Origin of the sequence: Pseudothermotoga elfii DSM 9442 = NBRC 107921, assembly GCF_000504085.1 — a bacterium.
In the GTDB taxonomy this organism is placed as follows: domain Bacteria; phylum Thermotogota; class Thermotogae; order Thermotogales; family DSM-5069; genus Pseudothermotoga_B; species Pseudothermotoga_B elfii.
The window spans coordinates 1,504,444-1,517,614 of record NC_022792.1; the positions used below are offsets into that span (position 1 = coordinate 1,504,444).

General features: G+C 39.4%; 11 protein-coding genes and 1 tRNA gene. 2 read left to right on the plus strand and 10 right to left on the minus strand.

Translation table 11 applies throughout. The annotated features are described in order from the left end of the window. Positions 1-24: 24 nt before the first annotated feature. The 10 genes from TEL01S_RS07290 to rsmH all read right to left on the minus strand — a co-directional run bounded on the left by TEL01S_RS07290 (position 25) and on the right by rsmH (position 10,060). Entirely contained in the window at positions 25-831 is an 807-nt protein-coding gene (locus TEL01S_RS07290) for a nucleoside phosphorylase (RefSeq protein ID WP_012003460.1), read from the minus strand. A gap of 12 nt (positions 832-843) precedes the next feature. Next, positions 844-1,584 carry a GntR family transcriptional regulator gene (locus tag TEL01S_RS07295; RefSeq protein WP_012003461.1) on the minus strand — a complete coding sequence of 247 codons (741 nt, stop codon included), beginning with the start codon at positions 1,582-1,584 and terminating at the stop codon, positions 844-846. Positions 1,585-1,773: 189 nt separating this feature from the next. After that, positions 1,774-2,583 carry a DHH family phosphoesterase gene (locus tag TEL01S_RS07300; protein WP_012003462.1) on the minus strand — a complete coding sequence of 270 codons (810 nt, stop codon included), beginning with the start codon at positions 2,581-2,583 and terminating at the stop codon, positions 1,774-1,776. Between the two features lie 10 nt (positions 2,584-2,593). Continuing rightward, on the minus strand, positions 2,594-5,029 hold the full coding sequence (mutS, locus tag TEL01S_RS07305; protein ID WP_012003463.1) for a DNA mismatch repair protein MutS: 2,436 nt from the start codon (positions 5,027-5,029) through the stop codon (positions 2,594-2,596). Positions 5,030-5,035: 6 nt separating this feature from the next. Then, on the minus strand, positions 5,036-5,659 hold the full coding sequence (clpP, locus tag TEL01S_RS07310; RefSeq protein WP_038051571.1) for an ATP-dependent Clp endopeptidase proteolytic subunit ClpP: 624 nt from the start codon (positions 5,657-5,659) through the stop codon (positions 5,036-5,038). Continuing rightward, complete coding sequence (gene tig / locus TEL01S_RS07315; protein ID WP_012003465.1) at positions 5,622-6,920, minus strand: trigger factor; 1,299 nt, start codon at positions 6,918-6,920, stop codon at positions 5,622-5,624. The genes clpP and tig overlap by 38 nt, the downstream gene beginning before the upstream one ends. A gap of 84 nt (positions 6,921-7,004) precedes the next feature. After that, positions 7,005-7,078, minus strand: a tRNA-Gln gene (locus tag TEL01S_RS07320). A 36-nt stretch (positions 7,079-7,114) separates the two neighbouring features. Beyond that, positions 7,115-8,866: a penicillin-binding protein gene (locus TEL01S_RS07325; RefSeq protein ID WP_012003466.1), complete on the minus strand. Its 1,752-nt coding sequence runs from the start codon at positions 8,864-8,866 to the stop codon at positions 7,115-7,117. Between the two features lie 16 nt (positions 8,867-8,882). Beyond that, positions 8,883-9,167, minus strand: coding sequence for a hypothetical protein (locus tag TEL01S_RS07330; RefSeq protein ID WP_028843886.1), 285 nt, complete (start codon positions 9,165-9,167; stop codon positions 8,883-8,885). Positions 9,168-9,181: 14 nt separating this feature from the next. Beyond that, on the minus strand, positions 9,182-10,060 hold the full coding sequence (gene rsmH, locus TEL01S_RS07335) for a 16S rRNA (cytosine(1402)-N(4))-methyltransferase RsmH (RefSeq protein ID WP_012003468.1): 879 nt from the start codon (positions 10,058-10,060) through the stop codon (positions 9,182-9,184). A 412-nt stretch (positions 10,061-10,472) separates the two neighbouring features. Between rsmH and TEL01S_RS07340 the strand changes: the two genes are divergently transcribed. Beyond that, positions 10,473-11,453, plus strand: a complete 981-nt coding sequence (locus TEL01S_RS07340) for a glycoside hydrolase family 130 protein (protein ID WP_012003469.1) — start codon at positions 10,473-10,475, stop codon at positions 11,451-11,453. Between the two features lie 22 nt (positions 11,454-11,475). Next, positions 11,476-13,152, plus strand: a complete 1,677-nt coding sequence (locus TEL01S_RS07345) for an ABC transporter substrate-binding protein (protein WP_012003470.1) — start codon at positions 11,476-11,478, stop codon at positions 13,150-13,152. The last annotated feature ends 19 nt before the right edge of the window (positions 13,153-13,171 follow it).

The window sequence follows — 13,171 nt, forward strand, 5'->3', positions numbered from 1 at the left end:
ACCAATCCCCTCCTCTCAACTCTCTTAACTTTTATCAAGCTGCCTGTAAAGATTAATCGCCGCGTTCAATGTCATAATTATTGCCTTTTCTTCAGAGTTCTGTATATGTGAACGGTTGATATCTGGAACCGAAAGATCGACCACACCATTTTCTGTTTGTAGAAATCTGTTAGCATAGCAAACACCAACAAAACCAGCCATTACATTTCTTAAGTGTGCAATAACAAACAAAGCAGACGCTTCCATGTCCATTGAAATGATTCCCACTCGATGCCATCGTTGAAAATATTCAGCTGATCTACTGTAAAAATATGAATGTGTCCAGTGTATACCTGTTTTTACTTTGACCCCCATTTGCTCGGCTGCATTCATCAGTTCCCAATAAACTGGGGGCGAAACAACGGCAGGAAAATTTTCAGAGATGTAGTAATTGGTAACACCATCATCTCTAACGCAGGCGTACGGAACAACTATGTCACCTTCGTTAATATCTTTCTGAAGTCCTGCAACGCTCCCTACCCTTATCAAAATTCTTGCACCCACGTTTATTAATTCTTCATAAACTATGCTGGCAGACGGTCCGCCCATACCGGTTGAAGTGACACTTAAAGTGAATCCTTTATACGTTCCTGTATAAGTGATAAACCCTCTATTTTCTGCTACTTTACGAGCTTTTTCCATATGCTTGATTATCTTGCTAACCCTATTCTGATCGCCTGGCACAAGCACCACAGGAGCTATATCGCCTGCACTGCATTGAATATGATACTGTTTCCTACCTTCAAGACCCGTCGGCAGCCGAAAATCGATCTGATACGAAAACACTATCATTCCCCCTCGCTCCTATATTCTTTTTCTTACAAGTTTCAGGGTAAATATACTGGTATTTACATAATCTTCTGAATACATCCATGGAATTCCATCACCGTCGAAATGAATTTGAGATAGAAAAACAAGAGGAGTACCCTCAGGTATTTCTAAAAGCTTTGATAGTTTTTTATTACTTAAAAACGTCTTGATCTCAGCAACTGCGTATTTTATTGACACCCCATATTCCTTTTCCAGAATATCGAACAAAATTTTTTCTGAATTTGCGTGAAAAATGCCTGCGAATTTTTCGAAATATCCTGGTAACCTTGAAATTGCCACAAAAGTTTCCGCATAAAGTACTGGAATGCCATCAGCCGCATACAATTGTTTTGCTACAGCAATTTGAGCATTGAGTTCAAGATTAAGATGTTTAGCAATTTCTCTATTTGCGAATAATTTTTCACACTCGTTCATAAGGAAAGAAGGAGCTCTTCCTGAAGAAGAAATTATGTTGAAAAGTCCTCTTAAATATTCAATGCCTGTATGAACAAAGGCTTCATTTTTTATAACAAAAGTTCCTAAACCCTGTTTTCTCACAATCAACCCTTCTCTTTCAAGGGCAACCAGTACTTCCCTCACAATTGTTCTGCTAACACGCAGTTTTTCACATAATTCATCTATAGGTGGAAGCTTTGTGCCCTCAGGAAGCTCGATTATCTCTGCTCTCAGTTTATCAAGGACCTCTCTATACAGGGATTTTCTAAAATGTGCCATTAAATTCCCTCCCAAAACATATTACGTAATACGTATGATGATATTAATTATATAACATTTATGTCATTAAAATGCAAGAATAATTTTCAGTTATTTCTAACGTCTAATCCCAATAAAAAATCATGGAAGGAAGAAAACCGACAATTTCGCTTTTTTTCTCTCGATTGCTCGAGATGGTGTCCTTTTTCTCTAAAACTCCGTCAGCAGTTTTTTTACTAAAAAATCTACATCGTAAAAACCGTAAAGTCTTCCAGCATCTCGATTGTGAAATTCTCTAAGTAATGTTTGATAAACCCTCTGAACAAGAGGTTTTCTGCAGTACACCCAGCTGCCCCATGGAAGCCTTCCTATTACTACTGAAAGATTTAATGGATACATGAGCAAATCAACCACACAGAGAAACTCATCGTCATCATCACATTCTGCAATAGCTAAGGTGAGTTTATCTTTAACTATTTCTATATTTGAGATATGTTTGATAAATTTCTGGTAATCTTTCACTTTTCCAGAAAGAACCACTTCGAAAACTTCATCGAGCGGGCGATCACAGAGAAACTTTGCAAGATATTCAAGTTCTTCACCTTTGGCTGCTTTTAGAAATCCAGTATCAGTAACAAGTGCTACGGCAAAAGCAAAAAGTATGTCTTCCTCAAGATCTATTCCATCACTCAAATCATAGAGGTTCATAACATTAGCTGTTCTAATTCTTACATATTTCATAAAAGCCTTCTTGAGGAACTGAGAATCAGGATTTGCGTGATGGTCAAAAACAGCATAGTTGTAAACTCTGAATGGGATTTTTTCTGGTTCAGATGTGTCGTAAATATAAAAGGCGTGGATTTTTTCTGGAAATATACTGTTTTCTACTTTCAATTTTCTCATGAGATTCAAAACCGTTACATCCGGCTGATGAACAAACAAATATCCACCTATGATTCTATATCCCCAGTAAACACTTGCAAAACCATCGGCATCGGCATTCAAATGAGTTGTGTGCAATACTGGAAAATCACCACAGTTGGGCTTGATTCGGATGCACCTTCTTTTTTTTGAGTTTTTTCAATTTTTCACTGCTGATAACTCTTAATTTGTCCTCAAGTTCGCTCTTATTGGCTATAACATCAAGTACTTCTCGAGCCCGTTGAATGATCTCACCCGGCAATCCGGCGATGCCGGCTACTTCAATTCCATAACTTCTATCAGCTATTCCATCAACAACCCTGTGCAAAAAAATCACCTGATTTTTTTCTTCAATTACCTGAACAGTCTTATTAACTATGCCGTCGTACATTTTTGCAAGTTCTGTGAGTTCAGTAAAATGAGTCGCAAATATGCATTTACAGCTTATCTGATTTTGTAAATATTCCGATACAGCCCAGGCTATACTTATTCCATCGAAAGTACTGGTACCTCTTCCAACTTCATCAAGCAAAATAAGACTATTTTCTGTTGCTTGATAAACTATCTTGGCAACCTCATTCATCTCTATTAAAAACGTACTCTTACCAGATGCTATATCGTCTCGAATACCCATTTTTGCAAAAATCCTGTCGAAAACAGGTAATATCGCTTCATCTGCCGGTACAAAACTGCCCATCTGCGCCATAATAGAAACCAGCGCTACCTGCCTTATAAAAGTTGATTTGCCGCTCATATTTGGGCCAGTCAAAATAATAAAATTCTTTGTACGATCCATTTCCAGATCATTTGGTACAAAGGTATCCACAAGTCTTTCAACAACCGGGTGCCTTGAATTTCTCAGCAGGAGTTTTCCATCATTACTGAAACTCGGTTTGGTGTAGCCATAGCGAATAGCAACATATGCAAGTGTGGAGAGAACATCTATCTGTGCAAGAAATTCAGCCAATTCTATAATCAAGCCAACTTTTGAAGAAAGTGATGCGCATATCTCATCATAAATCTCTTTCTCGCGCCTTTCAAGATTTTCTTTAGCAGTCAACATCTTCTGCTCGAATTCTTTCAGTTCATCTGTTATGAACCTCTCTGCGTTGACGAGTGTTTGTTTTCTAACATAATTGGGTGGAATTTTTGATAAATGTGATTTGGTTATTTCAATATAATAGCCGAATACTGAATTATACCCAACTCTCAAATTGGGTATACCAGTTCGATCTCTTTCACGTTGTTCAAAATTGTTCAAGAATTCTTGAGAATGATAGACAAGTTCTCTCAACTGATCAAGCTGTTCATCATAACCTTCTTTGATAACTTTTCCTTCACCTATAACAGATGATGGTTCTTCTTTTATCGCATCATTGAGAATTTCGCAAATATCATGCAAGCAGTCAACCATAGCCGCCTCAGGAAACGCTTCATTTGTTAAAAGAACTTCTTTTATATACGGACATACCTGAAGTGTTGATCGGAGAGCAACGAGGTCTTTCACTGAGGCTTTTCCGTAGTTGATTCTATTTGCAATTCTCTGAATATCTCTCACGGCTTGCAAATACTCTCTAATTTCATTGAGAAGAATCGAATCTTCTACAAATGCCTGCACTTTGTCAAGTCTTTTATTTATCTCATAAAGATCTCTGAGTGGTTGGAGAATCCAATTTTTTAACAACCTGGACCCCATCGATGTTTTAGTGTGGTTCAAAACATCGAATAAATTTTTTCCTTTTTCTCCGCCAACCAGGCTAAGATGCTCTATTGTTGCAGGATCGAGAAAAACATACATCTGATCTCTGATAATCCTCGGTGGCTTAACAAGTGTGCATGGCGACATTAATGTGTATCTTAAATACCTTACAAGCGCTCCAAAAACTTTTAGATTACTTCCAAGCTCGAGGTGGTCTATGTCAGAAACCTTGAATACTTCTGCAATATCTTTTTCGAGTAAAGCATCGTCCAGATGCCAATCAGCAAGCGATTCTATCATTATATCAGCCAGATTTTTCTCAAGATCTTGCCTTAAATCTGGTTCGCAAAGTACCTGAGATACTTTCACTGACCCAAGAAAATCAATCATAGATTGAAAATCTTTGAAAGACACCACAAAACTCTCACCTGTTGAAATATCTACACCTGCGACCGAGTATTCGCTTTTCCTGCATATGGCAACAAGGTAATTATTGGAATTTTGATCAAGTAGATCATCCTCTAAAACTGTACCTGGCGTGACAATGCGGGTTACTTCTCTTTTTACAAGACCCTTAGCTGTAGAAGGATCTTCCACCTGATCACATATTGCTACTTTGTACCCGAATTGGACAAGTTTTTTCAAATATGTGTTCAAAGCATGATAAGGTACACCAGCCATGGGAGCATCCTGCCTGTGAGTCAGGACAAGATCCAGAGTTTTAGAAACAATCTCAGCGTCTTCAAAAAAAGCCTCGTAAAAATCTCCGAGGCGAAAGAGAAGAATAGCATCTTTATACTTTGATTTTATATCCATGTACTGTTGCATCATCGGGGTGAGCTTCAATTAATCTCACCTTCTTTTTGATTCTATTACTTTATCCACCAGCCCGTAATCGAGAGCTTCATAAGCACTCATAAAGAAATCTCGATCAGTGTCTTTTTCTATCCTATCCAGGGGCTGTCCCGTCTTCTCGCTCAGTATTGTGTTAATGAGATTTTTAATCCTCAGCAGCTCTTTTGTGATTATCTCGACATCTTTCACAGGTCCCTCTGCTCCTCCAAGTGGTTGATGAAGCATTATCCTGGCGTTGGGTAGGGCAAATCGTTTGCCCTTTGTACCGCTTGCAAGAAGAACCGCCGCCATCGAAGCAGCCTGTCCTACACATATAGTCACAACATCACTCTTTATGTACTGCATAGTATCGTATATGGCCAGGCCAGCTGTTACAGACCCACCGGGACTGTTTATATAAAGCTGAATATCCTTATCTGGATCCTCAGCCTCAAGGAACAGAAGTTGCGCAACAACGAGGTTTGCCACATGATCGTCTATAGCGTAACCAAGAAATACTATACGATCTTTTAGAAGGCGGGAATAGATATCATAAGCCCGCTCATATCTTCCTGTAGATTCAATAACAGTCGGTATTAATTGGTCAGTTATCTTCATTTTTTTGAGCCTCCTTGCCCTCATTCTGAAGTTCTTCCGGCTTAACATCAACTATCTTTGCGCGCTGAACAATAAGTTCGGCAACTTTTCTTTTCAACAATTCCCAGCGAACATCCTCAAAGATATCGTTTCTTGACTTCAGAATACTTTTCGCTCTTTCAACCGATATTCCCCAGGCAATTGCCAGATTTTCTGCTTCATTTTGAACCTCATCTTCCGACACATCCAGGTTATTTTCCCGGGCAACTTTCCGAATAGAATAGGTTTCTTTCATATCTGTTATATAGTAGTTCTTAAGTGCCTCTCTCAGTTTTTCCGGATTATTGTCATGATCTTTCAGTAATTTCTCATACTCTTCTCTGTCGCGCCTGATCTTATCAAAGACCGTTTCTACTAACTGCGACAGCGTCCTTTCAGATACCAAAAGCTGTGAAGTTTTAACCAGTGAATCCAGAGCCTGTGTTTTCAAAAATTCATCCATCTCTTTCTCGTACAGTTCGTTTCCTTCTCTTTCTATGGCATCTTTCAACTGCTCAAGTGTTTCATATTCGGCGCTTACCGTTTTTGCAAGTTCGTCTGAAATATCAATCAATCGCCTCTTATTTACCTGCTCTATTTCTATTTTGTAATGGTATACCTTTCCCTCTCCGAAATCTCTGTCAAATTCAACCACATCGCCAGACTTCTTGCCTACTATCTCACTGACTACAGGTCTGTCGTCCTCTTTGTAAAGGACGTATTCACTTACCTTCTGATTCATTATTACTTTGCCATCTGTCGTAATAGTCATTTTTACTCTTACCATATCGTCGTATTCCGCAGGTCCTTCTTTTGGTTCAAGTATCGCGTGTGTTTGCTGAAGCTCTTTCAACTTTCTCTCAATATAGTCTTTCATGACAGAAGGTTTGTCAACTTTCTTCAACTCAAAATCCTCGAATGGTTTGATCTCAACATCTGGCAATCTGTGAACCTCTATTGTCATTCTTGCTCTGTTATTGGATAACTCGAAATCGACCAGGATAGGAGGTAAAAGCATGTTTTCCTGTTCATCTATTTGTTTTACAATTTTTTGCCAGAAAAAGTCAATCATTTCAGATTTTACAGTTTCCGGGTATCTTGATCTTACAATTTGCTTTGGAGCCCTCCCTTTTCTAAATCCGGGTATTTCCACTCTGTTAACTACCTGTCTTAATGCAACTTCCTCAGCTTCTTCGATCTCATCTTTTGTGAATGTGTATTCACATACAACCATGTTTTTATCCTCTGTTTTAACTACTCGCTCCATTTCGTTGACCTCCTTAGCTTTTGTACAGAAAAATTATAGCATGTTTGCACGATCAAAAAAAAAGCAGGCTTTCGCCTGCGACCCTGGCTGGGAGGGGAGGACTCGAACCTCCACCGGCGGATCCAGAGTCCGCTGTCCTACCATTAGACGACCTCCCAACGCCAGTCAAATTATATCATCACGGGGGATCACGGTCAAGGCTCTTCTAATATCAAGACAACTTCTCTTAAATCACTGGAACCAGCTTCTGGATATTGATCAGCAACCAGACCTGTTCCGTTAAATCTCACGTTTTTCACACCCAGCTCGTTCATAATTATGAGCGCATCTCTTAGGCTCAATCCTTTCAAATTTGGCATTATTCCTTTCGGAAAACTGATCCACCTTTCCCTTGAAAGATCTATAATTTTTCTAACGATCGAGGCGAAGACAGGAGCCGCCACTTCACTTGCAAGATATCTCTCATTCGAGGGTTCGTCTATGTAAACAAGTATTGTGTACTTTGGATTTTCGTACGGATAAAACCCTGCGAAAATCGAAAAATATTTTCCCTCCCCGGCCGCTATTTTTTGTGCTGTACCAGTTTTGCCAGCTACATTTACACCGGGAACCTGTGCTTTTATTCCTGTACCCTCTTCTACAACCTTTCTGAGCATTTGACAGACCAGAGAAGATGTTTTTTCACTGACAATTCTTCTGGTTTCAGGTATCTTTTCTTCAAGCAAAGTGGGATAAACATACTCTCCTCTGTTTGCAATAACATTAAATGCCGCAAGAAATTGAAGAGGAGGTGTACCTATACCATGACCTATTGAGATCATTGCAAAATCTATTTTCGACCACTGTTCAGGCCTTCTAAGTACACCATCTATTTCCCCGGCTATTTCCACACCTGTTTTTTCACCTAAACCGAAACGCCTTAACCAACTATAATATCCATATTCTCCCATTTTTTCCTTTATCTTCTTAGCTATCAGGATCGTCGCAGTATTGCAGGATACAGCAAGTGCCTTCTGAACATCAACTTGTCCATGTGCTTCAAGATCCTTCACCACTATGTCAAGATCTTCAACTGGTTTCACACTGCCATTACATTCAAAAACATCATCTGGCCCAACTATGTTATTCTCAATAGCAATCGAATAAATCACAGGCTTAATTGCTGAACCAGGTTCAAAATAACCCAAAACTGCGTCGTTCCAATCTCTCGTTGTGACCATAGCCCGTATCTTTCCTGTATTTGTTTCCATTACAACAACTCCGCCCGCAATTGCGTTGTTTTCCAAAACGGCTTTCTGAATTTCCTCATAACAAATTTTTTGAATGTCTATATCTATGCTTAATTTAACATCGCTGCCATCTTCGGGTTCTATGATCTGTTCTATATTCGGAGACAAACTGACAAACCCATGGTATTTCAGCAGCAATTTTCCATCTTTTCTCTTTTTGAGAATCTTATCAAGTTTTTCTTCCACGCCTCCAGTACCGTGTCCATCAATTACTCTGCCAACAATTTTATCCAGAGCATAATCAGAGATTTGCCGTCTTCTGGTTTGAATTTCAATCGATATAAATGGAAGCAACGAAGTTGGGATTTTGTTGACTATAGCCTCCCTGTCACGAGATTCATCCAATCTTATAAAACGTGTCTTGCCATTTAGCAATTCGGCTGGTGAATAAGGCAGGTTAAAATTTTTCACAAGTAGAGAAAGCTGCGCGTCAATACTATCAATATATCTCTGCTTAAGATAATTTACATCCAGATAAGCAACATAAAACGCTTCATCGACAGCACAAAGTCGATCATTGACATCAAGCAACTTACCTCTTGTGGCAGGCAAAGTAATCATCCAGTGCTTCGGCGAATACGCAGCGTTTCCTTTTAGAAGGAAAGAAACAACCATCACCGCTGAAAATATAGCTGCCACATAAAATATCAATTTCACGCGCAACCTGAATACATTATTCATACTCCTCTGGTCTAACTATTTCCTGTCTGGCGAGAATTAATGATTGCTCTTTTTCAAGCTGCTCGATTTGTTTCTCAAGCTCAAAAATTCTCATCTGGAGTGCTTTGTTTTGTAGAGAGAGCTGAGCAGATACTTTTGTCAGTCTGATAGCTGGAATTGTAAATATGATTACGAGTGTTCCAAAGAACAGAATAAGTAACAATCTTGGTAGGTCACGAACCAAGGTGCGCGTAATAGCCTTTGAATTCCGCTTCGCTTGAATTCTCGCGAGGGCCAAACCCCCTCCTCCTCTCACTTTCGCTCCGCTATACGCATCTTTGCGCTCCGAGCTTTCGGATTTTCTCTGACCTCCTCCAAACTCGGTCTTACAGGCTTTCTTGTTAATACATCTAATTCTTGAATGGATCTGAAAGCTTCCTTCACTATTCTGTCTTCAAGTGAATGAAAAGAGATCACAATTATTCGCCCATTTTGATTTAAAATATCTGGCACCTGAACCAAAAAATTTCTTAGATTCTCAAGTTCGTTGTTTACAGCTATCCTGATCGCCTGAAAAACTCTGGTTGCAAAATGCCTTCTTCGAAATCTTCTTTCTTTTTCAGGTAAAGCTCTTGCTATAACTTCAACGAGCTTTGCCGTTGTTTCTACAGGTCTGTTTTTGACAATAAAACGCGCTATACGACCTGCATACCGTTTCTCTTCCCCATACTCAAAAAATATTCGTCGTAGCTGGTTTTCCTGCCAGAAATTAACGATATCATACGCTGTAAGACGCTGCGTCTTATCCATTCTCATATCTAATGGGCCATCTGAAGAAAACGCAAAACCACGCTCGCCTTTCATAAGCTGCAGCGTGGATACGCCGAGATCCATTATTATTCCATTAACTGCCTTTACTCCAAGCTGGCTTAAAACTCTTTGCGCCTCCACATACGTAGCTTTCAGTAACTTCGCTCTGCCTTCGCTTTCGTATTTTTTCAATCGCTGCTTCGCCACACTTAAGATTTCTTCATCTACATCAATTCCTATGACCACGCTGCCTTTAATGTTTTCGAGTATCGCCTCGCTATGTCCACCTGCCCCTACAGTACAATCCAGAAACACTCCTCTTAAATTGCTGAAATAACTCAGCACTTCTTTTACCATGACTGGGACATGAACAATTTCCATCAACATCGCTCCGCTTTAAACGTGTCTTTATTATAAAGATATAAGCCATCCAATGCAAACAAAAAGCACTTAAAAGAAAACGATTTCCAATACGCTTGTAGACAAATGTTTCGCTATGTTTTTGTTTGGTAATCTTATGTTTACATATATCAACATAATCTTTTTTCTGGAATTCTAAGCAAAAAAATCTCCTGTATAGTTACAAATGTATGTACAATAAACAGTTATTTTTAATATAAAGTAAAAAAAGAAGAAAAACAGCGATTCAAAAAGATCAGGTCAGTTTCGCAGGAACATTTTCATATTTTTTCCGAAAAAACGTGAAAATTACAGTTGCTATGAAAATGTTTTCATGAGAGCCTAATTTTTGGTCAAGAAAGGTCTAAATAGGACATTAAGGAGGACATATTGCTTGAAGGTTTTTGGCGAGAAAATTCATAACCTTCCTTGGGAAAACAAACCGCAAGGATGTAGAGAAGTTGTATGGCGATACAGCAAAAACCCTATAATTAAAAGAAACCCTATTCTCAAAGGTTCGAGAATTTTTAATTCAGCTATAGTACCTTACAAAAATGAGTTTGTGGGAATATTTAGAGTGGATCATAAAGATGGGGTACCATTTTTGCATTCTGGCAGAAGCACAGATGGCATTCAATGGCATATTGAAGAAGAAGATATAAAATGGGTCGATATTGATGGAAAACCATTCCCGGTAAATTACGCTTATGATCCCAGACTGACAAAAATCGATGATTCCTATTACATAACTTTTTGTACAGACGATCATGGCCCCACTATCGGTATAGGCACAACAAAAGATTTTAAAACTTTCGTCAGGCTTCCAAATGCTTATGTTCCTTTTAACAGAAATGGTGTTTTATTTCCAAGAAAGATAAACGGAAAATACATCATGCTAAACAGACCAAGTGACAATGGCCACACCCCTTTTGGTGATATATTTCTCAGCGAAAGCTTTGACATGATACATTGGGGAAATCACAGATATGTCATGGGAACAAACAAACAAAACTGGTGGGAAAATTTAAAAATAGGAGCTGGTCCTGTCCCAATAGAGACAGACGCTGGATGGCTTCTTATATATCATGGTGTTACACTCACTTGCAACGGCTATGTGTACAGCTTCGGTGGAGCCCTTCTTGACATAGATAATCCAGACAAGGTTCTTTACAGAGGAAAATATTATCTTTTAACACCCGAAGAAGATTATGAGACATCTGGCTTTGTCCCAAATGTGGTTTTCCCATGCACGGCAATCTGCGATGTTGAGACGGGAAGACTCGCTATATATTACGGGGCAGCCGATAGTTACATCGCGTTGGCATTTGCATATATAGATGAAATTATAGATTTCATCAGGAAAAATCCAAACTGAACTTCCACAAGGGGGTGTTTGCATGAAAAAGTTTCTGGTTCTATCCATGGTTCTTCTGATAACAATTGCAGCCTTCGGCGAAACATTTGAAAGAAGCAAAACAGTCTATGTTGGAGGAGGTATGTGGTCTCCACCATCAAACTGGAATCCGTTCACATCATGGAACGCTGTGACTGGGACTATCGGATTGGTTTATGAAACACTGTTTCTGTATGATCCATTATCAGGTGAATTCGAACCATGGCTTGCGGAGAGTGGTAGATGGATTAACAGCAATACGTATCAGATCAAACTCAGAGAAGGTATCTCATGGCAGGATGGAAAACCACTCACGATCGATGATGTAATTTTCACTTTCGAGATTGCCAAAAAGTACACCGGAATAAACTACAGTCCTATCTGGGAGTGGCTCGAGAAAATCCAGAAAATTGATAACCTCACTTTAAATTTCGTATTCTCTGATCCAAGATATCAAGAATGGGGACAACAACTCATAAGTATAGCAATCGTACCCAAACACATCTGGGAAAATAGAACTGAAGAGCAGATATTACAGGGTGCAAACGAAAAACCTGTTGGCTCTGGGCCATATTATGTTGAGAGCTGGGCTGATGACAGAAATGTGTACAGGAAAAACCCGCAGTGGTGGGGCATCAAAGTTGGATACGATCCAAAACCTGAAAGGGTTGTAATTCTCAGGATTCTCAGCAACAATGTTGCCGTAGGGATGTTGATGAAAGGTGAGCTTGACTGGAGTAACTTTTTCTTGCCGGGCATACCTATACTGAAAAAATCGTATGGAATCCACACATGGTACTCGGAAGCACCTTACATGTTACCAGCTAACACGACAGGCATATTTCTGAATGTCAAAAAATACCCTCTCAATATCGCTCAATTTAGGAGGGCTATGGCTTTTGCCATTGATCCAAATAAAATTGTTGATAGAGCTTTCGAAAAAATGGTAGAACCATCCAACGCAGTTGGCATCATGCCAATTCCCGGCTGGATAAAGTATTATCCATCTGAAGTAGCAGAAAAATATGGTTTCAAATATGATCCACAGATGGCTAAAGAGATCCTGGATGAACTTGGTTTCAAAGATGTGAACGGAGACGGACTCAGGGAAGATCCAAATGGGAAGTCGTTTAAGCTAACGATAGAATGCCCGTATGGCTGGACAGACTGGATGGTTTCAATACAATCCATAGCAGAAGATCTGAGAAAAGTGGGTATAAATGTGGAACCATCTTATCCTGATGCCTCCAAGTATAATGATGATTTGTATGGTGGAAAATTTGATATCATATTGAACAATTATGTCACAGGAGTTTCAAGCACCATATGGTCATATTTTAATGCCGTATTTTACCCTGATGCTGTTGAATCAGAATATTCATACTCTGGTAACTTTGGAAAATATGAAAACCCTGATGTAGAGGTTCTTCTGGATGAACTCAACCGAACACCCTTCACAAATGAAGAGAAAATAAGGCAAACCGTTGCACAGCTCTCAGAAATATTGCTCAGAGAATTGCCGTTTATTCCTCTCTGGTATAACGGAGCATGGTTCCAGGCCGTAGAAAACGTTTGGACCAACTGGCCAGATGAGAACAATCCTTATGCATGGCCTATCTCCTGGGGAGGTCACTGGCAACTCTGCGGTGTAAAAGTGCTTTTCAACATAAAAGCAAAATAGTTTCAGGTTTTTCCCCTGC

Excerpts from the sequence above, each read along its gene's own strand:
- TEL01S_RS07290 (WP_012003460.1), bottom strand. The coding sequence starts at position 831 with ATGATAGTGTTTTCGTATCAGATCGATTTTCGGCTGCCGACGGGTCTT.
- TEL01S_RS07295 (WP_012003461.1), bottom strand. The coding sequence starts at position 1,584 with ATGGCACATTTTAGAAAATCCCTGTATAGAGAGGTCCTTGATAAACTG.
- clpP (WP_038051571.1), bottom strand. The coding sequence starts at position 5,659 with ATGAGGGCAAGGAGGCTCAAAAAAATGAAGATAACTGACCAATTAATA.
- tig (WP_012003465.1), bottom strand. The coding sequence starts at position 6,920 with ATGGAGCGAGTAGTTAAAACAGAGGATAAAAACATGGTTGTATGTGAA.
- rsmH (WP_012003468.1), bottom strand. The coding sequence starts at position 10,060 with ATGGAAATTGTTCATGTCCCAGTCATGGTAAAAGAAGTGCTGAGTTAT.
- TEL01S_RS07345 (WP_012003470.1), top strand. The coding sequence starts at position 11,476 with ATGAAAAAGTTTCTGGTTCTATCCATGGTTCTTCTGATAACAATTGCA.